Raw genomic sequence first — 22,428 nt, forward strand, 5'->3', positions numbered from 1 at the left:
AAGCATGATCCAAACGGAGCGTCAAGCTAAACCAAAAACGACAGTCAAAAAGGTGAATGTATGGAAAACACCTAAAATGACCGTCATCCTTTTTCTAGTATTGCTTATGGGCATTGCTGCAGCTTATTCCGGGACGTACCGAGGCCTGCTGAGTACCACTGTATCCGTCGCTGCCGCTGTAATTGTTGACTTAGCTGCGGGACGGATACAGAGGATCAAATCAAGATTTCCCGACGGAGCCATCATTACCGGCCTGATCGTTGCGCTGGTGTTAAGCTATTCGGAGCCGTGGTACATTGAAGCAATCACTTCGGTATTCGCTATCGCTTCCAAGCATCTGCTGCGGGTAAGCCGCAAGCCTTTCTTTAATCCGGCAGCCTTCGGACTGCTGCTCACGATCCTCATATTCGGCAGCGGGGAAGACTGGTGGGGGAGTCTGGCAGACATGCCTCTGTGGTGTCTGGCTATCGTTGGTATCGGGGGATATTGGATCGCGCGCAAGACGAACAAATTTCCGCAGGTCTTTTCCTTCCTGGGCACTTATTTCGCGATATTGCTTGTGCTCGGTTTATTGCACACAGGCCAAATCATAGAGTTGTATCAAGCGCCGTTCGTCAATGCCATTCTCTTCCTGAGCTTTATTATGGTTACTGATCCGCCGACCTCTCCTCCCAAAGTGTCCGGCCAAATTTGGTTCGGTATGCTTGCGGCCCTCTTCAGTATTGCTTGGAATTTTTACTATGGAGGCACCTCCTTTCTTCTGGTTGGTCTGCTATGCACCAATTTGCTTCATATTCTGCTCTACGCAGCCGACAGAAATAAGAAGCCGAGCTCGAGCCGAATAACGGTCTGATGTTGGATGAAAAAAAACCTAGTCAGCTTTGCTTTTTAAAATAAAGCATGCTGCTTGGCTTTTTTTTGTCGAATTAAGATGAAGTACGATTCAGGGTAAACAAATAATTGTATTTGCTTGCATGCTTCAATTCATCCAAAATGATGCCGTATACAGTGTCACGATAAATGCCTGCTGGTAGCCCGAACCAGATCAAACGATATTTTTCGACCGCACCCAGTTCACCTAGCAGCGCGCGCTGCAGTCCCTCAGTATAAGAGGTTACCCGTTGGTATTGCTCGCTGCTGATTCCTGTTATTTCTTGACCGGTCAGCTCCCGGTACATGGCGCGATACATTTGATTGTGGCCGCGCTCATCATCACGAATCGAAGCAATCATTGAGGCTTGCTCTTGGTTCGGTGCAAGCTTGATCAATTCGTCATAAAATAATTCGTCGTTTCGTTCTCCCTGAACCGCTTCCTTCATTAAATTCAGCGCTTGCTGAGGCGATGTGGACCAGACGGGCTTGAACATGGCCCGGCTCCAATATGGATTTACCCAGTACATGAATGAATAACCTCCCAGTGACAGAAGATGGAATACACACAGTATATGTGCGGATGCCCAGGCGGGTTCCAGCGGTTTCCAATCAAGAAGCAGAATTAGCAATTCATAAGAAATGCGGCACCGCTGCTTATGCTATGATCGTATATATCATCCATTTGCGAAAGGTGTGTTCATTATGAGTTCAACTATTTCTAAGGGCAGGCTCTGGACAGCGAGAATCATGAGTGGACTAGTCACTCTGTTTATGCTGGTTGATAGCGTATCCAAGCTGTTCAAACCTGCAGCCGTTGTCGAAGGAACCGTCTCACTGGGGTATGCCGAGCACCACGTTATTGTCATCGGAATTCTGGGGCTGATTGCTACCGTTCTTTATGCTGTTCCACGAACTTCTGCTTTGGGCGCGGTGCTGCTGACGGGTTATTTTGGCGGTGTCATCGCTACCCATGTTCGCATGGATGCCCCGTTATTTACTCATATTTTATTTCCGGTATACATTGCGATTCTGGCCTGGGGCGGCATTTGGCTGCGAGACGCAAGAGTACGGCTGCTTTTCTCCTGAACTTGAGAGCATGTACAATGGACGGTCCGACAATTGCGGACGGTCTTTTTTTTCATGCAGCAGGCAATCGATGCAGAATAATAGGCATCCATTGACAAGCAGTAACCGTAGGAATACATTGGAAGTAATATAGGAAGAGAGCCGTTAGACTACCGGAACGGTTCACTTGCGACCAAGAGAAAGGGAGAAGGAAATGGATATGATATTCGAACTGCGTATTTATACGATACATGAAGGGAAAATGGAAGCGATACAGAAGCGATTTGAGCAGCACACACTTGGTATTTTTGAACGGCTGGGGATGCAAGTGTACGATTTCTGGGTGGATGAGACAGGTCTTCCGAAGCTGTATTACGTGATGCAATATAAGAACAGGGAAGAACGCGATCGCCAGTGGGATGCTTTCCGGCAAGACCCGGAATGGATCGAAGTCAAGCGCAAGTCGGAGCAAAGCGGCCCGATCGTGGCTAAGATCGAAGAAATGATGATGAAGCGGGCTCCTTTTTTTAGGTCATAGAGCCCTCATTCATTCTGTGTGATAAGCAGCAGCGGATCCTTATGAATAACCGTGATTTGGCCTCTCGATAAACGGATCCAGCCTTCCTGCTCCAGAGATTTCAATGTGCGGCTTATGACCTCACGAGCGGAACCGAGTTCAACGGCTAGCTGCTCATGGGTAATGACCACGCTATTGTGATGTACTGCTGTTTGGACAAGCAGGTATTCCGCGATTCTGGCCCGAATAGACTTAAAATGAATGCTGTCCAGCAGGTTGGACATGACGAGAAGTCGGCGGGCAAACACTTTGAATATGTATTGTCTGAAGCTTTTGTCTTTGTCAATCCAATCCCGGAAAACGGCGATAGGCAGTATTAAGACTGATGAAGGAACCTCGATACAGGCCGATGCTTCGTACTCTGTTTCTCCCAAAATACTGGAAATCATCAGCGGGCAGCATTCTCCGCCGCTTATCCGATACAAGGTGACTTCTCTGCCGGTTCCGCTTACTTTATATACCCGAACGGTGCCATCTAAAATGAGAGCGGCATGCTCGAGCAAATGTCCCTCATGCAGCACCTCATTGGGCGGCAGAGACAATACAGCTATGCCGTTTCCTTCCCAGTCCTCCCGCGATATCGAAGATAGGCTGGGAAATTTGGAGACAATATGTTCGATCTGTTGAGAGCGCAACGTCTTTACACCATCCGATCTTGGCAATGAGTTCAATTGGTAACCACATTATCAACGAAGATCCTTTTTCCATAGTATACCATGCACATCATCTTCAGTCTCCATTACCTAGAGCGCGAACACATCCTGTTAAAAATAAACCTAGGGACGGGGGGAGCAGATCCGATTTGAAACGAAGCAACGAGACCATAGCATTGTTCACATTAGCCGGCATTGCAACGGCTCCGGGATTTCTGGACACGATCCGAGATGAATTGTCCTTCCTGCTGCGAGCCCGGGGCTATACCGTAGAGGCGGATTCGCTCTATCCTTACGGGGATTGGTCCCGGCGGCTTGTTCCGCAGCTGTACGAAATATTCCGCGATCTGATTGATGTGCACGAACGGTTCTTGAATTCAATCGGCGTACGAGCAACCCGTGAGCGAATTTTCCATGCTGCGGCACAGTCAGATCATGTGCTGCTTGTCGGGCATAGCGGGGGAGGGCTTACAGCTGTGCAGCTAGCAGGACAAATGATCAAGGCGGGCTTTGCTCCGCCGCTGGTCATACAGATCGGTTCGCCAAGATGTCCTATTCGCAGAGAGCTGCAGGATCGGGTGTTGTTCCTGTCTGCAGAGGGGTTGGAAACCAAAAGGAAGGATCCTGTGGCCCGTTTGGGGCATTGGCGCGGCTGGAGGCGCGGTCCCTGGAAATTCCCTCAGTGGAAACGGAACGCGAATGCTCCGGGTACTCAAGTGGTGATTCCGCTTATTGGTGGACATCCTGACTATTTCCGGTCTTATGCTCCCTATGTCGATGAGGAAGGCGACTCGAATCTGCATCGAACGCTTCAACCTCTTGACTCTTGGTTGACGGACAAATTGCCGGAGCAGCAGGAGACTCCGTAAAAAATGTAACGCTGTTGCGAGGTGATGCCGAAACGTTGAATGTTTATCTGCCGGCAGGAATACTTATTAAAATAATAGGAGCATTGGAATAGCCTATGTTTCCCGCGTTACAACAAATCCACATTAAAAATCGAACCTAAGGGAGTGAATCCATGAGAAAATATCGATGGATCAAATGGCGTAAATTCCTCCTATGGTTCGCAGCTCTCGTCATCATCGGCGTGTTGTTGTGGGCAGGAGGCCCGGATGCATGGGCGGTTGCGTTAGGGATCGGCGGGCTTGTGCTTCAGCTGCTTTTCGGGATCCTGTTCGTCATCATTCAATTCGTAGCCCTGTTCTGGTTTCTGGCCCGGGGGCGCACCTACTGGATTTTGCCCGGTGAGACGGGGGCGACCTGGGAGGATTACCGGGGAAACCCCGAAATCGTAGAGAATGCGAAGCGAATCGTTACGCTGTTAAAAGGTGTCAAGGAGTTTAAAGAGATGGGCGGGGAAGCGATTCGGGGATTTCTGCTCTGCGGCCCGCCGGGCACCGGCAAATCGTATTTGGCCCAAGTCATTGCCAATGAAGCTGAGGTTCCCTTCGCTTATGCTTCGGCTCCGAGCTTTCAGAATATGTTTTTCGGTGTAGGCAATCTGAAGGTTATGAGCCTGTATAAGAAGGCCAGGAAGCTGGCCAAGGTTTATGGCGCTTGTATTATATTCATCGACGAGGTGGATGCGATAGGGATGAATCGGCAGGCAGGCGGCGGCGGTGCAGCCGGTATGTTCGGTATGGGCGGAGGCTCGGGCTTGCTTAATGAGCTGCTGCTGCAGATGGACCCGCCGAACCTTGACAATTCCCGGATCGGCAAGCTGCTTCGTTCACTAGGTCTTCGCCGCAAGAAGGCGGAAAGACCGGTCGTCCTTACGGTTGCTGCAACCAACCTGCCCGATGTTCTGGATCCGGCCCTCTTGCGTCCCGGACGCTTCGACCGGCAGCTGTGGGTCGATGTGCCTGACTATGATGGACGAGTCGACATATTTGAATATTATTTGCAAAAGGTGAAGCGAGATTCCACATTGACCCCTCATCGGGCATCGCTCGATACGATCGGCTACAGTCCAGCCCAGATTAAGCATATTGTGAACGAGTCCGTCATTATCGCCCATCAGCGTGACGCTCAATTGGCGAGCTACGAGGACTTCCGCGCAGCTATGGAGACGTACGAATGGGGACTTAAGCAGCCGCTTCGTTCCATGAGCGAGGACGAGAAACGCAATGTCGCTTACCATGAAGCCGGCCATGCGGTGGCACAATACCTGCTTAAGCCTCATGAGCGGGTATGGAAGGTAACGATCATCCGTCGGGGCGGTGCCCTTGGCCTTGCAGCCACCAAACCGACGCAGGAACGCTATAATCGCAGTGATAGTGAGATTCTGGGGGAAATTCAGGTTTGTCTGGCTGCGAGAGCCGTAGAAGAGGAGTTTCTGAACAAAAAATTAAACGGGGTGACCTCCGATTTTCAGCAAGCGACACAATTGGCTGGATTCTACCTCGGTATGGTAGGGATGGGCAATGAGTTGTTCAGTTGGCTGGCTACAGGCAACCGGACAGATGCACTCAAGGCGCTCCGGCCCCAAATTAACGAGCTGCTCCTGGATCAGATGGAGCAAGTGAAGAAGCTGGTCAACGAGCATGCAGACTTCGTCCATGCTATCGCTGAGGAATTGTTGAAGCGTGGGGATTTAACAGGTGAGGAAATCGAAGAAATTTATGTGCAATTATACGGTCATACCCGTCCTGAGCCGCCGGAGGTCAAATCGAGAGCTGCTTTTACCGTTTCCAAACGGGAAGCTGCCATCAGGGAAGATTTGATGTCGGATACGTCCACCCATTCTCCGTCTGAGGATGAATAAGCTCTTGCAAACTATAAAAGAACCGTGGTGTCCGGCTGATCCGGAGGCACCACGGTTCTTTATTTGCAGGCACTGCTGCAGGAATGTGAGTCCATCCGTACCTGGCTGGATGAAGCCAAAGTTTATTGGTTTTCCTCATAAAACCATAACGGATCGTCGCAATCGACTTCTCCATTATAATTGATAAGAATTTCTTCTCCGGCTGTGATGTCCTTATAAGCATAAAAGTCTACGGTAAGCTGCTCGAAATTGAGGTCATAAGTGGCATTGGGTTCATAGGAATGGTTAAATAAGCTCCCGAATCCCAAGAGGATGGCCGAATGGTTGGCGCCGAAATTGAAAACATAATCTGCAAGAATTGTTTTTTCGATGTGATCATGCTCTTCATTTGGGTAAGTAATGACAGGGGCCTCGTGGATCAGCTCACCTTTTGCTATATCACGTGTTGCGAATACGCCCCTGTTGAACTCTCCGTTGCTAAGGGGGGAAGTCTTAATTTCGATCATAGTTGTCTCCTACGCGGTTTTTAGTCTTCTACAGAATCTCTGCCTGTGCTTTGCCATTAAAATGTTAATTATAGCTTACTCCGCTGTATAAGGCAATTCAGGGGGGCGTGATTGAAAAGAATAGGTTCATCCTTGCTGCTGATGTATAATTAATAACAGAAGAGGAGGGCTAAGTATGCAGAAGCTTGATGTACACGATCACCAAGTATTATTCGAGCATGTTTATAAAAGTGCTCCGATCGGGATAGCCTTGGTCACCATGGAACGAAAATGGTTGCATGTAAACCCGGCGTTATGCAAAATTTTTGGTTACAATGAAGATGAGCTCATGCGGCTCAGGCCAGCGGAGCTGATACATGAGGATGATCTATACAATAGTGAGGCTTTCGTTCAGGATTTGTTGAATGGTGTCATTACATTTTACGAAGTGGAGAAAAGGTATACGCATAAAAACGGTACGATCATATGGGCCTCGCTGCATGTTTCACTGGTACGGGATGAGACAGCCGATACACCGCGTTACTTCGTTTGTCAAATCATTGACAATACGAAAAGCAAGCTAGTGGAGCAGAAGCTGCAAGAAAGTATTGAACGGTATACCTCGTTAAAAAAATATAACCACGACGCGATCATTTCTTTTAGCTTGGAAGGTCGTATTATGAACGGGAATCAAATGGCCGAGCAGCTGACAGGCTATAAAATTTCTGAGTTGGTGGATGTAAGCATTTCCAAATTGATCGGTACCCCCAATCTTAGAGATATTCTTACGGCTTCGCGTGATCGTTCCACGATCGAAAAAAATATTAATTATATTCATCATAAGGACGGAAAATGGATTGAAGTCCTGGCCACATTGGCCCCAATTATCATACATAACAAGAATACCGGGTTTTATCTCATTGCCAAAGATATGACGGAGTATAATAGACTCGTGATCGAGAAGGAAGCCGCGGAGAAGACAAGCCATGCCAAAAGCGAGTTTTTAGCCATGATGAGTCATGAGATTCGCACCCCGATGAATGGTGTCATTGGTATGACGGATCTGCTTATGGAAACGAATCTCGATTCCGAGCAGCGTGAATATATTCATATTATTAAAAAAAGCGGTACGACCCTTCTAAGTATTATTAACGATATATTGGACTTTTCCAAGATTGAATCGGGCATGACCGAGATGCTGGAAGAGCCGTTCAATGTAAGCTCTACTGTTGCGGAAACATTAAGTATTATAATGCCGAATGCGCTGGAGAAGAGTCTGGAGATTTCCACTGCGATCTGCCCTCAAGTGCCTGGAACCGTGATAGGCGATGATACGAAGTTACGGCAGGTGCTGCTCAATTTACTCAGCAATGCCGTGAAATTTACCCCGGAAGGAACGATTTCCGTTTCGGTCGACTGCATCGCGAAGGAGCAGGATCAGGTCCGGCTGCAATTTACAATCCGGGATACAGGCATCGGTGTCCCTCAGGAGAAAATATTCCGTCTGTTTGAACCGTTTTATCAGGTCGATCACTATATGACACGCAAGACGGAAGGAACCGGTCTGGGGCTGGCCATTTGTAAAAAGCTCGTACAGCTATTGGACGGCGAAATCTGGTACGAACCCCGCCAAGACCGGAGAGGCTCCGCCTTTATTTTCACGGCAAGCTTCGGAATCCAGCCTGAACGAAAAGCGATTCATGCCGATAGTACTGTGCCTGAGGACAACTCGAACGCCAATTCATTGAGAATATTGATTGCCGAGGATAATACCGTAAATCAAATCGTTTTAAAAAAGATGCTCGACAAGCTCGGTTATGCCTCGGCAATCGTTGAAAACGGCTTGGAAGTCTTGGAAACCGTTCAGCATCAGGCCTATGACATTATTTTCATGGATATTCAAATGCCTTTGATGGATGGGGTAGAAGCAACCAGACGGATCAAAAGCGATACATTATTGACGAAAAAGCCATTTATCGTGGCAGTTACCGCACATGCGATAAAGGGCGACCGCGAGAAATATTTGGCCTCCGGCATGGATGAATATGTAAGCAAGCCCGTCAGTATTCATATCATATCTCGGATTATCGAAAAATATCATGTACTTAAGGACGCTGCCCGGTCCGTTACATAAACCAATGGAGAGAAGGCTGCCGATGAAATTTCAAGATTATATATACAAGCGACCGGACATGGAATTATTCCGCAACGAATTTACAGCCCTGCTGAAGCGGTTTACTGCCGCCGGAACCGCGGAAGAGCAGGATGCCGTGATGGAAGCCATGAATGCGGCCCGGATCCAAGTCTCATCGATGTTTGCCATCGCACGAATCCGTTACTCTATCAACACGGGCAATGCCGCCTATAAGGAGGAGCAGGATTATATTGATGAGCAATCCCCTGTCTATCAGGGGCTCATTACTGACTTTTACAAGGCGCTTGCCGCCTCCCCATTCCGTCAACAGCTGGAAGCCAAATGGGGACGGCAATTATTTGCTGCAGCGGAGCTATCGGTCAAAACATTCTCACAAGAGATTGTTAATGACCTTAAGGAAGAGAATAAAAAAACAAGCGAATACATCAAGCTTGTCGCTTCCGCTAAAATTGAGTTCGATGGACAGGAAAGGACGTTGTCCCAGCTGGCCCCGTATATGCAATCGACAGACAGGGACGTACGAAAGCGGGCGGCGGATGCCAGATATTCTTTTTTTGAAGCGAATGAACAGGCTATAGACGAAATATACGACCAACTTGTGCAGCTTCGGACCCGTATCGCCCGCAAGCTGGGGTACCGTAGCTTCGTAGAGCTGGCGTATGACCGGATGGATCGGACCGATTACGGCCCAGAACAGGTTGCCGAATTCCGAAGACAGGTCATCGAGTATATTGTTCCGGCAGCCACGGAGCTGAGCGAACGCCGTCGTGTACGTCTTGGGCTGGACTCTCTGAGGTATTATGACGGCATCTCCTATCTGACTGGCAACCCGACACCGAAGGGGGATGCCGACTGGATTGTGGAGAAGGCGAAGAAAATGTATGCCGAAATGTCACCCGAGACGGATGAATTTTTCCGGTTTATGCTCGATAACGGCCTGATGGACTTGGAGAGTAAGCCGGGCAAACGGGTAGGAGGGTACTGCTCGTATATTTCAGCTTACAAAGCCCCCTTCATATTCTCGAACTTCAATGGGACGTCGCATGATGTCGACGTTCTCACTCACGAGGCGGGACACGCCTTTCAGGCCTATATGAGCCGTGGTTTTGCGATACCGGAGTACATTCATCCGACATTGGATGCTTGCGAGATTCATTCGATGAGTATGGAATTTCTCGCTTGGCCGTGGATGGAGTCCTTCTTCGAGGAGGATACGGACAAATATAAGTTCTCCCACCTTAGCGGGGCGATCACGTTCATTCCTTATGGTGCGGCGGTTGATGAATTTCAGCACCGGATGTACGAAGAGCCTGATCTGTCTCCGGCTGAACGAAAGCAAGTATGGCGCGACATCGAACGTAAATATTTACCGGCGCGTCACTATGAGGATATGCCTTTTTTGGAACGCGGAGGCTTTTGGCATCAGCAGCAGCACATTTTCAAAAGCCCGTTTTATTACATCGATTACACCCTTGCGCAAATTTGTGCGCTTCAATATTGGAAGCTTGCCAAGGACAGCCAGGCTGCGGCATGGTCGAGCTATTTGAACTTATGCCGTGCAGGTGGAAGCCAATCCTTCACCGAGCTTGTTGAGCTCGCAGGCTTACGTTCCCCCTTCGAGGATGGCTGTGTGTCCGCGATTATCGGAGATATTCAGGGCTGGTTGAATCAAATCGACGATAAACAGCTATAAACAGCTATAAACCCGAATAGACAGGACTTCTTCTTGCGGTATGGCAGAAGGAGTCCTTTTTCTTTTGCGGATAGTGCATAAGTATGTTGAAAAAATTTCCATCCGGAGTTAGAATGGAACATATGTACGCACCTTGTTATATTGCTTCTGATATTCGTAAAAGGGGGTTGCCTGATTGACGGTTTATATTGGCCTGCTGCGCGGTATTAACGTCGGGGGAAATAATAAAATCAAAATGGCAGAATTGAAACAAACGCTGGAAGCGATCGGATTAGGCCGTGTTCAGACCTATTTACAAAGCGGAAACGTTGTGTTCGTTTCTGAGGAGCTACCCGATGTGCTCCGCGGTCGAATTGAAGAGGAAATCAAGCGCGGCTTCGGCATTTCACTAACCGTTGTGCTGAGAACAGCAGAGGAATGGGAGCAGCTTCTGGCTGCTTGTCCTTACGATTCAGAGGCCTTGAAGCCAGGTGAGAGCATACAAATTTCTGTGCTGATTGAACAACCTCCCCAGGAAATCGGTGGGATCTTGGAAAACGGCTCTGGAAGCACCGATGAATTCCAGATCCGCGGCCGCGAGATCTACTACTTGTTCCGTCAAAGTGTCCTGGATTCCAAGCTGGCCAGTAATATCCAGAAGCTAGGAGACAAGATAACGACGCGGAATTGGAATACCATGAGCAAGCTGGGCGCATTAGCTCAAGCGTTACATGTGGAGTAGGGTGGCGAGGACGCATCAAGCTTCGGCTCCATGTATCAAAAATCAACAAAAACATATCGCAAATGTCTGCTCATAGCTTAATATGACGCTATTTGCGCTTACCCAGGAAATATTGCAGCTGTGCCTCATTATTTCCTCAAGCATAGCCTAAGAAGAAGCGGCTTTTTCAGTGGCCTCGATCCGCAGGTATTTTTTGAAGGAAAGGAGAATCAGCATGAAGGAGGACTGGGAACGGGCGGAGCCACCCGCTTCACTAAGCGTGGAGGAGGTCAATGCGCTGGTACGTCCCGTATTCGGGGGGAGGAACGTGACGGCCGCTTACCGTATCGGCACAGGATTAAGTAATTCCAACTACAAGCTGGAAGTTGAAGGGTATCAGGAGCCGTATGTACTCCGTTTGTACCGTGAGGAGGAAGGGATCGCAGAGAAGGAGCAGGCTATATCTCTTCAGCTTAGCGGGAGCCTGCCAGTTCCGAGAATGTTGCATATGGATTGGAGTCGTGCTTCCTATGTGAGCCCATGGGCTGTGATGGAGTGGAAAGAGGGGGTTCTTCTTAGAGATGTGTTGCAGAGCAGGAAACAGCCTCTTATCGCTTCAGCAGCCGATTCGGTTGGCCGTGTTTTGGCCCAAATCCATGAGCATACGTTTGCAGCTGCAGGATTTCTCGGGAAATCGCTTGAGGTGACGCAGCCCTTTATCATGGATAATACTCGCTTTCTTGCTTTCATAGAGGATTGCTTGCTAGTGAGGGGAGCCAGTGTATGGCTGGGGGAAGAGCTTGCCTCATCCGTATGGGCATTTTGTCAAACCTATGCACCGATTTTATCCGCACAAGAGGATGTGCCGGTGCTCGTGCATTCCGATTTCAACGGTTTGAACATCCTGGTTACGGAGACGCCGGAATGCAAGGTTTCAGCGGTGCTGGATTGGGAATTTGCCTTTGCCGGGAGCCGGCTTGTCGACATAGGCAATATGCTCAGGTACGAGGAGGAAGGCTCCTTTGTCGAGACAAGGTTGATCCGCGCTTACGAGCAGCAGTACGGTCAGCCTCTGCCGCCGCACTGGAGGCTTCGTATGAAGCTGGAAGATCTCGTTGCCCTTTGTGATATGTTGAGTCGATCTACAAAGTCAATGCCGAACCGGATACAAGATTTAAAGCGATTGATTGCAAAGACTTTGGAGAGGTTTTCAGGATATGCTTTCTGATCAAAAAAATGGGATAATACCCCAAGTGAATCAAAGGATACATAACAATAATTATGTAAACATTTTGTTGCTGTGAAAAAATACCGACCCGTCCCTGATATCCGTAAGTTGGGGGAACGGGTCTTTTTATATCGACCCCATGCTTCATGAATTATGTATCATCGATCCAATCCGAACCTGAAGACCAGGAACGGCAGGCCGCCAAACTGCAGGCTCCGGGGCGGCAGCAGTTGGGGATGAGGAAGAGCTGTTTCGGATGCTCGTTGCTTTTTTGGGAGGCACAGCCTGCCTTTTACCTGCGGTGGCTTGAGCAGCAGACGCGTAGGAGGATGCGGGCTGCCTTTGTTGCATGGCTTCCGTCGGGATAACGGACGGGCGCTCTGATCGACGATGTTCGTTCAATGCAAATACACGATCTGCGGCGGGAACCGGAGCATTCGTTTCAGTTATCGACTGCCCACTCTCAGCCCATTCATTGCGGTTCCGGTTCATCCGATATGCTTGCTGCAGCACATCGGACGGGGTCAAGCGAAGTGCATCGGTACTCTGCGCGGAAATGGGGGAGTCATGGTTATAGATCATGAGAAGATGCGCTTCCTCGGAGGAACAGGTGATCCAATGCCACCAGCCTGTCGGTAGGAAGACCCCCTGATCCGGCTTCACTTGATATGTAAGCCGTCTGGACGTAAGCGGATCGAGCACAGAAATCGTTACTTCTCCTGAGATGACATAGGCTAATTCTCCTGCATTCGGATGCCAATGAGGGCTCTGAACGTACGCCCTTGTCATGTGCAGACGGGTCAAGGACACCCCTTGAAGTATCGGTAATTGAGCGGCGGTAACCTGTTGAGATCGAGGAGACGGAGGGTCACCAGACTGAACATCATTTTGTTTCAAATCATAAAACAGATTTGGCGCTTCCATCGACTGCTTTCCCGTTGGATTCATTGTATTCGACATCATTGTGCAACCTGCCTTTCAGAGGAGCTTTGGGTGTTGCGTATGCTTAGGATAGAAATTCAGCCTATTGTATGCCCTCGATGTACAGATCATGACTATCTTCGCCAAACCGGACAAGAAGTTGCGTTTGAACAAATCGCTTTTGTGGTATGATGTAGGGGAAATCAATACTTTAGCTAAGCGCAACCTGACGTAGGAGGAATCAAAGTGCAAGAAATGTCGGTCTATCAATCGATAGCGCTGGATATTGCTCAAAGAATCGTGAGCGGAGAGTTTCCGGTGAACAGTAAATTTTCCGGGAGAACGCTGCTGGCGAGCCAATATCACGTATCTCCCGAAACGATTCGGAAAGCCATCGGGTTATTAAAGGATGAGGGGATTGTTTCCGTCTCACAAGGCAAAGAAATTATTGTTCTATCGGATCGTCCGGCATACGATTATATTACGAAGCATAAGTACATGAAATCGGTTTATTCGTTAAAGCAGGATCTGGAAATTTTACTCCACGAGAAGAAAAAAATTGATGATAAGTTCGAACTCATCCTGCGTGATATTATAAATTTCTCAGACCGGCTGCAAAATTTGAAGCCATATAATCCCGTAGAGATTCAAGTGGACAAACGCTCGCATGCGGTCGGGAAGACGATAGCGGCGCTTGAATTTTGGCAGAAAACCGGTGCTACGGTGATTGCACTTAGACGGGGGACGAATGTGACGATTTCTCCAGGTCCCCATGTCGTCATTATTGAAGATGACATCCTCGTTTTGGTAGGGGACGGACAAGTATACCAGCGTACGAATCATTTTATTAATGGGCTTGATCATGACCAATTAAATCCATAAAGACGGATCGTAAAACACAGCCGCGGCAGGCTGTGTTTTTTGTTTGTTCTACGCGGCTAAACGCCATCCGTCCGTAAAAACTAAGAGAGCCTGTTATCCTTGCTGCGGGCATCCAAATGCCATTTAACTAACAACCCTAAATAACAATAAGGGTTGTCAGTTACAGTGATCTTTGGTATAGTTACTACTCAAAAGCACTGGCAGTACACTACTGAACACAGTGCCAGCATGCCGAAGGAGGTCAACCATGCTTAAATTTGAACATGTGGGAAAGACGTATCCGAACGGATATCAAGCTGTAAAGTCGATGAATTTCGAGATTGCTGCAGGGGAAATGATCGCTTTAATCGGTCCGAGCGGCTGTGGGAAAACAACAACGATGAAAATGATCAATCGGCTTGTTCCTCACACCGAAGGGACCATTACGATTCACGGCAAAGACATCATGAAGGAAGATCCCGTTGAGCTGAGAAGAAGCATTGGGTATGTCATCCAGCAGGTGGGGTTATTCCCTCATTACACCATTGAGGACAACATTGCTCTTATCCCTCACTTGAAAGGCTGGACCGAAGCAAGGAAAAAGCAGCGCGTGCACGAGATGCTCCACCTGATTGGGCTTGAGCCTGGTCAATTTGCCAAACGTTATCCGCGGGAGCTGTCCGGCGGACAGCAGCAAAGGGTTGGCGTTGCCCGGGCGCTGGCGGCTGATCCTGAAATTGTGCTGATGGATGAACCCTTCGGGGCATTGGATCCCATCACTCGAGAACAGCTTCAGGATGAACTGATCCGGCTGCAAAAGTCAGTACAGAAAACAATCGTATTCGTTACTCATGATATGGATGAAGCATTGAAGCTGGGGGATCGTATCGCTGTTATCAAGGAGGGTGAGCTGCTTCAGCTGGATACGCCGGAGAAGCTGCTGAAGGCGCCTGCGCATGGCTTCGTAGAGACCTTTATCGGGAAAAACAGGATTTACCAAAATCCCGAATTTATTTCGGTTCAAGAGATTATGCGCGATAACCCGGCCACGGTCCTTCCATCCCGCTCTCCTGCACGGGCGCTGTCTTATATGCGGCAGCGGCGTACAGACACTTTGCTGGTTGGAGACGATAACGGAAGATTGCTGGGCATCGTGTCAGCCTATGATCTGCAAACCAAGCTCGAAGCTATCGAGACTGTGGAGGAAATCATGCAGCCGGCCGAGCCGTTCCTCGAAGAGAATGCAACGGCCCAAGACGCGCTCATTGCCATATCCGACGCTAAATTCGGGATTATCCCGGTTGTGAATCACAATCATAAAATAACGGGCGTGATTACCAGAGCCAGCCTACTGACGGCCTTCGCCGATCATTGGGCAGGAAGAAAGGAGTAGACATATGAAATCATCATTATGGGAGCAGCTAGGTCAGCAATTCAGTATGCGTTGGGAAGATTTGCTGAAAGCAAGCCTGCAGCATATGGAGCTGGTTGTGCTATCCATGCTGTTGGCCATTCTGATCGGTGTTCCTCTGGGGATTCTTATTACCCGGATGCCATCGATCAAAGGCTGGGTGCTCGGCACCGCAAGTATTTTACAAACAATTCCTAGTCTCGCACTGCTTGGCTTTATGATTCCTTTGTTCGGAATTGGGATCAACACGGCGATCGCGGCCTTATTCTTATATTCTTTGCTGCCGATTATTCGCAATACATTTACGGGCATACAGGATGTGGACAAATCAACCTTGGAAGCGGCAAAGGGGATGGGCATGAAGGACGGCCAAATCCTGTTTAAAATTCAGCTGCCGCTCGCTTTGAACGTAATCATGGCGGGGATTCGCACGGCGACCGTCATCAATGTAGGCACCGCGACTTTGGCTGCTTTTATCGGAGCCGGAGGGCTGGGGGACTTTATTTTTATCGGGATTCAGCGGAATATTGACGCTCTGATCCTTATCGGTGCGCTGCCTGCCGCCATCCTTGCTTTGCTGCTGGACTTTTTGCTTGGCGTGATGGAACGGGTAACGACACCGAGAGGGTTGAAAATATAATTTTATTTGTATAGGAAAGGGGATTGTGAACCTATGAGATTGAAAAAAGGACTTATGATAGGCATGGCATCAACGGTGTTGGCCGCGGCCTTGGCCGGATGCAGTTCGGCTCAAGGGAGCAAGGGGACCCTCACGATCGGCTCCAAAAATTTTACAGAAAATATATTGCTGGCCCATATGATGGCGGATGTGATTGAGGATCAGACTGATTTGAAGGTCGAGCGCAAAGTAAACCTGGGCGGCTCCAATGTGGCTTGGAAGGCACTGCTGAATAACGATATCCAGCTATACCCGGACTACACGGGAACTATAGTGGCTAACTACTATCAGGAGAAAACGGGAACAGCGGACGAAACGCTCAAAAAAACGCGGGAGCTAGTCAAAAAGGACAATGTCGTATTTACCGAGCCGTTCGGCTTCAACAATACGTACACGTTGGCTGTTACGCAGGACACCGCTGCAAAATATAAGCTCAAAACGTTCAGCGATCTCGTGAAAGTATCCCCGAATCTTATTCTTGGCTGCGAGTTCGAGTTCAAGGATCGGCCGGACGGTTATCCGGGGTTGAACAAGACCTATGGCATGACCTTTAAAGAAGTCAAAGGGATGGATCACGGAATCATGTATCGTTCATTAACCGACAAAAATGTCGATGTCGTCGATGCTTTTTCGACCGATGGTCAGATCAAAATTAACAACCTGGTCATCCTTCAGGATGACAAATCATTCTTCCCCCCATATCATGCCGGACCCCTGGTACGCCAAGACACTTTGACCAAGTACCCCGAGGTCGAGAAAGCACTCCATACGCTCGAAGGAAAGCTGACGGAGCAGGTGATGCAGGAGCTGAATGCGAAGGTTGATTCCGAAGGATTGAAGGAAGAGACAGTAGCGATGGATTTCTTGAAGTCTCAAGGTTTGATCAAGAAATAAGCATACAATGAGCAAGAGAATGAAGAAAAGCCTGAGCTATCAGGCTTTTTTTGTTACGGCATCTGCTATTGGCTATAAATGAACCGATCGATAATATCAAGCTGCTCCTCGGAATAGGGCTTTGAATTATCGAAGTAAAGAATGGATGAAGCAGGGAGGTCCCAATGAATATGACGGCGCAGTAACGATGGTTTGAATTGATCCCAGTTGTCCAATTTCCAAGCATCGGAAGCCAACGTTCTCTGTTGAATCCGCTCACGATATTGCTCCGGATCAGGCAGAAACACATAAGCTACCCGAACATCAATCTCTTTCGAGGACAGTCCTTTTGACGAGAGCTCGGATTCAACCCAATGGGGGTTGTTAATTTCTTGAGTGAACGGTCCAACGACATAAGCATCGACCCCGAGCTCCACATTTTCCAAGGCTGCATCCATGCTGAGGCGATAGCCTAAATCTCTGCACCTGGTTTTGTATAATGGGGAATCGCGATCATTCGGATCCAATCCTGAAATTGTCATGATCACCTCTGCGGCGGGGCGGAGCAGCGTGTCCATATCAATAAAAGCCGCGCGGCGTTTTTTTGCTAAGGCTTTGGCGAGGGTAGTTTTTCCGGCGCCTGCCGGACCTAGGAAAAATACTAATTTGGGCATAGGGCCTCCTTTGTGCAAAATATGGATAAAATTACAGGAATACCGTCGCTCTGAACCTGTGCCGATTATTTCGTGAAGGTACCTCGGTTTGGACTCCGAATCGTTCTAAATACCCGAATAAATAATATTCCTAAGCTGGATGACAAGACTTTTAAGCTCCTTCTCTCTTTCCAAATAGTATAGCGAAGCTTGCAGTAACGGAAAATTTGGTTTCGCTTTTCTAACCTCCGACTGGATAAAATGGTAAACCTCTTTAAGCTCCGAACGATGTTCGGCGCCGGACGGAAGAGCGTTAAGGGCTGAATCCATCTCCCGGAATAGCTCGGTAAGGAATTGCTCCCTCTCCCCTTGGCGGTCCTCCAGCCCCCAGCTTAAATACCTTTCGAACGAAGCTTGTTTCAGCAGAGGCTTCAGACCGGAGGCTATCATATGCTTAATGAGCACATTGAGCTTATCCAAAATGAACTTTGCCGTTTCCTCGAGCGATAACGACTTTTCCTCATAAACGATCCAAAATAGATACTCCTTCAGAATCGCTCGATAGATGGAAACCAAATCCCACAAGTATGGTTGGATATCTTCACCGTACATATGCAGCAAGCACTCGCTATGCCATCGGATGAGCCGCCCCCTAATCTTGTGTCTAAGCGGTCGGAACTTGGGATCCTGTTGGATGGGGAGCTCCGAAAATTCGACCAGAATATGCTTGTACTCCATAAAAAAACGGAATCGCAGAATGATCTGCTGTAGAAACTGCTCTTCCGACGAGAGTCCGGGGGAGCGCGTCAGCTCATCGACTTGATCGAAATAGGCGTTATGGCATTGATCAAACACCTCGCTGAAGAGGTCTTCCTTGGAAGGGAAATATTTATAGACGGATCCTTTGGCAATACCACAATCCTCGGCAATATCCTGTATCGTCGTCGAAAGAAACCCCCGTTCTTTAAAAAGCTTCGTCGCCGATTTTAAAACCTCTTCCCTTGTCACACTCATAAACAAAATCCCCTCGACTTGACTATTTATGAATTATGGTACAAAATAATAAACATCAAGTCAAATGACCCTATGTTTATTATTTAAAACATACGGTCAAATTTAAACGGTGGGGAGAACATTCGAATGGAAAAATTATTAGATCCACAAAAAACAGCATTGGTTGTAATTGATTTGCAAAAATGGTTAGGCAATCAATACGCCCCTTATTCCGCTGAGCAGGTGGTAACTAACGCCGCCGCCTTAGCAGATGCTTTCCGTGAGCAAGGCTCTATGGTTGCACTGGTCCGGGTATCTAGCAAAGATCTGAAGGATATCCCGAGACCGAAGTTGGATTCGCCCGCACCACCACTGAATCTACCTGAGGGATGGGATCAAATCGTCCCGGAAATGCGGGTCGCCGAGACAGACCATATCATCACTAAGAAGCAATGGGGAGCTTTTTACGGAACGGAGCTCGACCTTCAGTTGCGCCGCCGGGGAATCGACACCATCGTCTTATGCGGCATCGCTACCGGGCTTGGCGTGGATACGACCGCGCGGGAAGCGTTTATGCACGGGTATCAGCTGATTTTGGCGACCGATGCCATGACCGGATTTTCCCAAACCGAGCACGATCACGTGACCAATTTCATTTTTCCACGCATCGGGCGTTCTCGGACAACGCAGGAAATCATCTCCGAATTTGCTGAAGCTTGAATCTAAATGAGATGTGCCCTTGGATTTATCAGCTAAGCTGACATCCAAGGGCACCAAAACGCCCTGGCCATTGGAAGACGGAGGGAGATGAAACGCGGTGTGGGAATCAAGCGGTCAGAATCGCTCTGTGCAGCTGCAGCGGTTTCCATCGGATTCACAGAAGGATGCGTTGCGGCCAGAGTGGGGCTAAAAACGCTCCTCGCCAGTTCATGACAAAGTTGAAATCATGAGGATAGCCAGAAAGCCGGTGAAAACATTACTTCATAGTGAGGGGTTGATCTCTATTTCCCAAAGGAGAAGTCCCAAGTCCAATAAGATGTACCCCTGGTTTGTTTTATCTGTAACCAGTCTCGGCGCGTTCCTGGTTCTGATCAATATCGGAACGCTAAATGTCGCATTGCCAGAATTAAGTCAGCATTTTCATGCCAATGCCTCAGCTTCCAGCTGGATTTTGCTTTCTTATATGCTGGTAAATACTATCCTGATTTTAATCTTTGGGCAAATTTCGGATATTTTCGGAAGAGTCCGGATGTATTTACTAGGAATGGCCGTCTTTACCGTATCCAGTCTACTACTTGGTTATGCGCCTAATGTAGAGATACTAATTCTTCTTCGGATCGTACAGGCTGCCGGAGGTGCACTCGTGGTGACAAACACTACACCGCTGATCACCGATGCATTTCCCCAATCGCAGCTCGGTACCGGACTCGGTCTGAATATATTGTCCGCTTCCGTCGCGCAGGTGCTTGGCCCGGTCGTCGGCGGCATGGTCACGACCGCTTGGGGCTGGAGGTGGGTGTTCTGGTTTAATGTCCCCTTTGGAATCATTGCTCTCATCTGGGGGCTCTGGATTCTAAAGGAGAAGCCCCTAACTCAGCGCCATACAAAAGTGGACGGATATGGAGGCATCATGATATTTGTCGCTCTAGCGGGTCTAATCATTGCTTTATCCGAAGGGGGAGAGCAGGGCTGGGGAGACAAGCAGGTGATCGGAGGTTTTGCCGTATTCGCCATATTTACTCCTTTATTTTTATGGCATGAGCATCGTTCAACATCACCTTTACTGGATTTAAGCCTTTTTGAAAGCTGGACGTTCAGTATGGGGAACATCGCTACATTCTTTAATTCCTTTGCACGAACGGCGGTTGCTCTGCTCTTCGCTCTCTACTACCAATTTGCCTTCCATCAAAATGCGCTTGATGCCGGTCTCAGGATCCTTCCAATTACGATAGGGATGTTGGTCATTTCTCCGATCGCCGGCATGTTGACTAAGAAGGCAGCCATTCGAGTTCTGGCCTCACTTGGAATTCTCATTTCTATAGCCGGACTGCTATTACTCCTATTCGTAGTCGGGGGCCATTTCCCTTACGGGGTGACCGCTTGCGGCATGCTGTTAATCGGGATCGGGACCGGTTTATTTCTTACCCCCAATACGACGGAGATCATGTCATGCGTTCCAGAGCAAAGCCGTGGGATGGCGAATGGACTGCGATCCATGCTATATAACTTGGGCCAGGTACTGAGTACGGCCCTTTCTTTAACCATCGTCGGCGCAGCGCTGCCAGTCCACCTGAAGAACGTGCTGTATTCCGGAAAGAACAATGTGATTTCGGCCGTTGATTTTGCATTTATCATTCACGGTTACCGCTGGGTCATCATCGTATTAATAGGGACTTCTCTACTGGCTCTTGCATCCTCATGGTTCCGTCCACAACAGAAACAAGCTTGCAAAAGCTCTTCAGCGGCCACTTGATTTTGACGCATTGATGCCACGTCAATTCCGGATGGGAGCACATCAACCTGACTGGCGATTGCACATGGCAACAGAGCAATCAGGTGGCACCTAGCAAGTACAGCCGTTACGCCCAGAGTAACTCTTAGTGTAATGATTTTTACCGTTTCGTGAGGTGAACCCTTATCGTCGAACCTAATTCGAATTCAAATGGAAGTTAAGATAGTTACATAATATTTAATATGTAAACTAATTCGATAAATAGTGTCGAGTTATCTAAGCCGATTGTGTCATGTGCTAATTTTTTATTGTTATGTATTGGAACGAAAAGCAAGTAAACATTAAGGATGATGATGTTTACATCCTATTCCATATTACTCGTACTGATCAATTTGTTTGTGGGATCAATGGTTGGATTAGAAAGAACCGTCCTTCCTTTACTAGGGGAAAAAGTAAGTTCATCATTCGAATTTTTACGATTGTACTCTTGCCATTCACTGGATATATGTTACAATGAACAAAAGATACCGAATGGTATCTTTTGTTGCTGAAATGAGTTACTCCCAAAAATGTTATTGAAAAGGAGTGTTGTCCCATGACGGTTCACGAGCTATTGGAACAAGCAAAAGAAGGCTTTATCGCTAAAGTGCCTGCAGAGGCACAGGAGAGTATTTTTCTCCATATCCAGGAGCAGCAGCAATCCGGTACAGCATTTGGCTTGAAAGAAGGGGACAAAGCCCCGAATTTTACGCTAACCAACCCGCTGGGGGAGCAAGTCACGCTGTATGACGAGCTTGCCAAAAGCTCGGTTGTCCTGACCTTTTACCGCGGCAGCTGGTGTCCGTTTTGCAATATCCAGCTTAGGGGCTACCAGCAAATTTTGTCAGATATACAAAGGCTGGGTGCCCAGCTGATTGCCGTTTCCCCGCAAAGCCCCGACAACACGCTGACCCAAAAGGAGAAAGAGCAGCTGACCTTCCAGGTGCTAAGCGATCCGGACGGTCGTGCCGCCGAAAGCTACAACATTTTGTTTCAATTACCCGATTACCTTCAAAATACGTTTAAAAATACGCTTAAGCGGGATCTCAGCGAGTTCAATCAAACCGACCGCTGGATTTTGCCGATTCCGGCCACGTATATTATCAATAAAGATGGAATCATCCGCTACGCCTATGTTAATCCCGATTTCATGAAGCGAATGGAGCCTTTAGAAATCATCGATCAATTGAAGAACGATAAGTGAGCTATACGATGAGCACATCTTAAACAATATTATGTTAACATAATATTTATTATGTAAATATAATGAGAGGGCGCTAACGCCGCCTTAATGAGGGGAGTATGAAGCACGTGGATTTTTCGGCCACCAGTACGATCTCGATGTTTCTT

Annotated in this window: 22 protein-coding genes; 16 read left to right on the plus strand and 6 right to left on the minus strand. The window is 48.3% G+C overall.

Annotated features, from left to right (window positions below):
• Nucleotides 1-4: 4 nt before the first annotated feature.
• On the plus strand, nucleotides 5-853 hold the full coding sequence (locus tag CF651_RS14590) for an RnfABCDGE type electron transport complex subunit D (protein WP_094015599.1): 849 nt from the start codon (nucleotides 5-7) through the stop codon (nucleotides 851-853).
• Between the two features lie 73 nt (nucleotides 854-926).
• On the opposite strand, the gene CF651_RS14595 is transcribed toward CF651_RS14590, so the two are convergent.
• The gene (locus tag CF651_RS14595) at nucleotides 927-1,400 is read right to left on the minus strand and encodes a ferritin-like domain-containing protein (protein WP_094015600.1); all 474 of its coding nucleotides are present in this window, start codon (nucleotides 1,398-1,400) and stop codon (nucleotides 927-929) included.
• Between the two features lie 175 nt (nucleotides 1,401-1,575).
• On the opposite strand from CF651_RS14595, the gene CF651_RS14600 reads away from it, so the two are divergent.
• Together CF651_RS14600 and CF651_RS14605 are read left to right on the plus strand one after the other, a co-directional pair.
• The gene (locus CF651_RS14600) at nucleotides 1,576-1,959 is read left to right on the plus strand and encodes a DoxX family protein (RefSeq protein WP_094015601.1); all 384 of its coding nucleotides are present in this window, start codon (nucleotides 1,576-1,578) and stop codon (nucleotides 1,957-1,959) included.
• A 199-nt stretch (nucleotides 1,960-2,158) separates the two neighbouring features.
• Nucleotides 2,159-2,476, plus strand: coding sequence for an NIPSNAP family protein (locus CF651_RS14605; protein WP_245855913.1), 318 nt, complete (start codon nucleotides 2,159-2,161; stop codon nucleotides 2,474-2,476).
• A gap of 5 nt (nucleotides 2,477-2,481) precedes the next feature.
• Here CF651_RS14605 and CF651_RS14610 read toward each other — a convergent pair whose 3' ends face one another.
• A complete protein-coding gene (locus CF651_RS14610) occupies nucleotides 2,482-3,150 on the minus strand; it encodes a Crp/Fnr family transcriptional regulator (protein ID WP_094015603.1) in 669 nt (222 codons plus the stop codon).
• 167 nt (nucleotides 3,151-3,317) lie between these two features.
• Here CF651_RS14610 and CF651_RS14615 point away from each other — a divergent pair, with 167 nt between their 5' ends.
• Entirely contained in the window at nucleotides 3,318-4,037 is a 720-nt protein-coding gene (locus tag CF651_RS14615) for a hypothetical protein (protein WP_094015604.1), read from the plus strand.
• 152 nt (nucleotides 4,038-4,189) lie between these two features.
• Nucleotides 4,190-5,935 (plus strand): AAA family ATPase, encoded by a 1,746-nt coding sequence (locus CF651_RS14620; protein WP_094015605.1) that lies wholly within the window; start codon nucleotides 4,190-4,192, stop codon nucleotides 5,933-5,935.
• A gap of 122 nt (nucleotides 5,936-6,057) precedes the next feature.
• On the opposite strand, the gene CF651_RS14625 is transcribed toward CF651_RS14620, so the two are convergent.
• Nucleotides 6,058-6,441 (minus strand): SET domain-containing protein, encoded by a 384-nt coding sequence (locus CF651_RS14625; RefSeq protein ID WP_094015606.1) that lies wholly within the window; start codon nucleotides 6,439-6,441, stop codon nucleotides 6,058-6,060.
• A 175-nt stretch (nucleotides 6,442-6,616) separates the two neighbouring features.
• On the opposite strand from CF651_RS14625, the gene CF651_RS14630 reads away from it, so the two are divergent.
• From CF651_RS14630 to CF651_RS14645, 4 genes are all read left to right on the plus strand, one after another.
• Entirely contained in the window at nucleotides 6,617-8,554 is a 1,938-nt protein-coding gene (locus CF651_RS14630; protein WP_094015607.1) for a PAS domain S-box protein, read from the plus strand.
• 22 nt (nucleotides 8,555-8,576) lie between these two features.
• Nucleotides 8,577-10,268, plus strand: a complete 1,692-nt coding sequence (locus CF651_RS14635) for a M3 family oligoendopeptidase (protein WP_094015608.1) — start codon at nucleotides 8,577-8,579, stop codon at nucleotides 10,266-10,268.
• Nucleotides 10,269-10,443: 175 nt separating this feature from the next.
• Nucleotides 10,444-10,989 (plus strand): DUF1697 domain-containing protein, encoded by a 546-nt coding sequence (locus tag CF651_RS14640; protein ID WP_094015609.1) that lies wholly within the window; start codon nucleotides 10,444-10,446, stop codon nucleotides 10,987-10,989.
• Nucleotides 10,990-11,203: 214 nt separating this feature from the next.
• Nucleotides 11,204-12,196: a phosphotransferase family protein gene (locus CF651_RS14645; RefSeq protein WP_094015610.1), complete on the plus strand. Its 993-nt coding sequence runs from the start codon at nucleotides 11,204-11,206 to the stop codon at nucleotides 12,194-12,196.
• 144 nt (nucleotides 12,197-12,340) lie between these two features.
• Here CF651_RS14645 and CF651_RS14650 read toward each other — a convergent pair whose 3' ends face one another.
• Nucleotides 12,341-13,159, minus strand: a complete 819-nt coding sequence (locus tag CF651_RS14650; protein WP_094015611.1) for a cupin domain-containing protein — start codon at nucleotides 13,157-13,159, stop codon at nucleotides 12,341-12,343.
• A gap of 213 nt (nucleotides 13,160-13,372) precedes the next feature.
• Between CF651_RS14650 and CF651_RS14655 the strand changes: the two genes are divergently transcribed.
• The 4 genes from CF651_RS14655 (at nucleotide 13,373) to CF651_RS14670 (ending at nucleotide 16,962) form a co-directional block, all read left to right on the plus strand.
• Entirely contained in the window at nucleotides 13,373-13,999 is a 627-nt protein-coding gene (locus CF651_RS14655) for a GntR family transcriptional regulator (protein WP_179232818.1), read from the plus strand.
• A gap of 247 nt (nucleotides 14,000-14,246) precedes the next feature.
• Nucleotides 14,247-15,371, plus strand: coding sequence for an ABC transporter ATP-binding protein (locus tag CF651_RS14660; RefSeq protein ID WP_094015613.1), 1,125 nt, complete (start codon nucleotides 14,247-14,249; stop codon nucleotides 15,369-15,371).
• A 4-nt stretch (nucleotides 15,372-15,375) separates the two neighbouring features.
• Entirely contained in the window at nucleotides 15,376-16,029 is a 654-nt protein-coding gene (locus tag CF651_RS14665; RefSeq protein WP_094015614.1) for an ABC transporter permease, read from the plus strand.
• A gap of 33 nt (nucleotides 16,030-16,062) precedes the next feature.
• Nucleotides 16,063-16,962, plus strand: coding sequence for a glycine betaine ABC transporter substrate-binding protein (locus tag CF651_RS14670; protein ID WP_094015615.1), 900 nt, complete (start codon nucleotides 16,063-16,065; stop codon nucleotides 16,960-16,962).
• A 65-nt stretch (nucleotides 16,963-17,027) separates the two neighbouring features.
• Here CF651_RS14670 and CF651_RS14675 read toward each other — a convergent pair whose 3' ends face one another.
• On the minus strand, nucleotides 17,028-17,615 hold the full coding sequence (locus tag CF651_RS14675; RefSeq protein ID WP_094015616.1) for a P-loop nucleotide/nucleoside kinase family protein: 588 nt from the start codon (nucleotides 17,613-17,615) through the stop codon (nucleotides 17,028-17,030).
• Between the two features lie 105 nt (nucleotides 17,616-17,720).
• Complete coding sequence (locus CF651_RS14680) at nucleotides 17,721-18,608, minus strand: TetR/AcrR family transcriptional regulator (RefSeq protein WP_094015617.1); 888 nt, start codon at nucleotides 18,606-18,608, stop codon at nucleotides 17,721-17,723.
• 126 nt (nucleotides 18,609-18,734) lie between these two features.
• Here CF651_RS14680 and CF651_RS14685 point away from each other — a divergent pair, with 126 nt between their 5' ends.
• The 3 genes from CF651_RS14685 to CF651_RS14695 all read left to right on the plus strand — a co-directional run bounded on the left by CF651_RS14685 (nucleotide 18,735) and on the right by CF651_RS14695 (nucleotide 22,282).
• On the plus strand, nucleotides 18,735-19,307 hold the full coding sequence (locus CF651_RS14685) for a hydrolase (RefSeq protein ID WP_094015618.1): 573 nt from the start codon (nucleotides 18,735-18,737) through the stop codon (nucleotides 19,305-19,307).
• Nucleotides 19,308-19,623: 316 nt separating this feature from the next.
• Nucleotides 19,624-21,060 (plus strand): MFS transporter, encoded by a 1,437-nt coding sequence (locus CF651_RS14690; protein WP_094015619.1) that lies wholly within the window; start codon nucleotides 19,624-19,626, stop codon nucleotides 21,058-21,060.
• A gap of 574 nt (nucleotides 21,061-21,634) precedes the next feature.
• Nucleotides 21,635-22,282: a peroxiredoxin-like family protein gene (locus tag CF651_RS14695; protein ID WP_094015620.1), complete on the plus strand. Its 648-nt coding sequence runs from the start codon at nucleotides 21,635-21,637 to the stop codon at nucleotides 22,280-22,282.
• Nucleotides 22,283-22,428: the final 146 nt, after the last annotated feature.

Source organism: Paenibacillus rigui (assembly GCF_002234615.1).
Classification (GTDB): Bacteria; Bacillota; Bacilli; order Paenibacillales; family NBRC-103111; genus Paenibacillus_S; species Paenibacillus_S rigui.

Coding starts and splice junctions, on each gene's coding strand:
- CF651_RS14590 (WP_094015599.1), top strand. CDS start 5: ATGATCCAAACGGAGCGTCAAGCTAAACCAAAAACGACAGTCAAAAAG.
- CF651_RS14595 (WP_094015600.1), bottom strand. CDS start 1,400: ATGTACTGGGTAAATCCATATTGGAGCCGGGCCATGTTCAAGCCCGTC.
- CF651_RS14600 (WP_094015601.1), top strand. CDS start 1,576: ATGAGTTCAACTATTTCTAAGGGCAGGCTCTGGACAGCGAGAATCATG.
- CF651_RS14605 (WP_245855913.1), top strand. CDS start 2,159: ATGATATTCGAACTGCGTATTTATACGATACATGAAGGGAAAATGGAA.
- CF651_RS14620 (WP_094015605.1), top strand. CDS start 4,190: ATGAGAAAATATCGATGGATCAAATGGCGTAAATTCCTCCTATGGTTC.
- CF651_RS14625 (WP_094015606.1), bottom strand. CDS start 6,441: ATGATCGAAATTAAGACTTCCCCCCTTAGCAACGGAGAGTTCAACAGG.
- CF651_RS14630 (WP_094015607.1), top strand. CDS start 6,617: ATGCAGAAGCTTGATGTACACGATCACCAAGTATTATTCGAGCATGTT.
- CF651_RS14635 (WP_094015608.1), top strand. CDS start 8,577: ATGAAATTTCAAGATTATATATACAAGCGACCGGACATGGAATTATTC.
- CF651_RS14645 (WP_094015610.1), top strand. CDS start 11,204: ATGAAGGAGGACTGGGAACGGGCGGAGCCACCCGCTTCACTAAGCGTG.
- CF651_RS14650 (WP_094015611.1), bottom strand. CDS start 13,159: ATGATGTCGAATACAATGAATCCAACGGGAAAGCAGTCGATGGAAGCG.
- CF651_RS14655 (WP_179232818.1), top strand. CDS start 13,373: ATGTCGGTCTATCAATCGATAGCGCTGGATATTGCTCAAAGAATCGTG.
- CF651_RS14660 (WP_094015613.1), top strand. CDS start 14,247: ATGCTTAAATTTGAACATGTGGGAAAGACGTATCCGAACGGATATCAA.
- CF651_RS14665 (WP_094015614.1), top strand. CDS start 15,376: ATGAAATCATCATTATGGGAGCAGCTAGGTCAGCAATTCAGTATGCGT.
- CF651_RS14670 (WP_094015615.1), top strand. CDS start 16,063: ATGAGATTGAAAAAAGGACTTATGATAGGCATGGCATCAACGGTGTTG.
- CF651_RS14675 (WP_094015616.1), bottom strand. CDS start 17,615: ATGCCCAAATTAGTATTTTTCCTAGGTCCGGCAGGCGCCGGAAAAACT.
- CF651_RS14680 (WP_094015617.1), bottom strand. CDS start 18,608: ATGAGTGTGACAAGGGAAGAGGTTTTAAAATCGGCGACGAAGCTTTTT.
- CF651_RS14685 (WP_094015618.1), top strand. CDS start 18,735: ATGGAAAAATTATTAGATCCACAAAAAACAGCATTGGTTGTAATTGAT.
- CF651_RS14690 (WP_094015619.1), top strand. CDS start 19,624: ATGTACCCCTGGTTTGTTTTATCTGTAACCAGTCTCGGCGCGTTCCTG.
- CF651_RS14695 (WP_094015620.1), top strand. CDS start 21,635: ATGACGGTTCACGAGCTATTGGAACAAGCAAAAGAAGGCTTTATCGCT.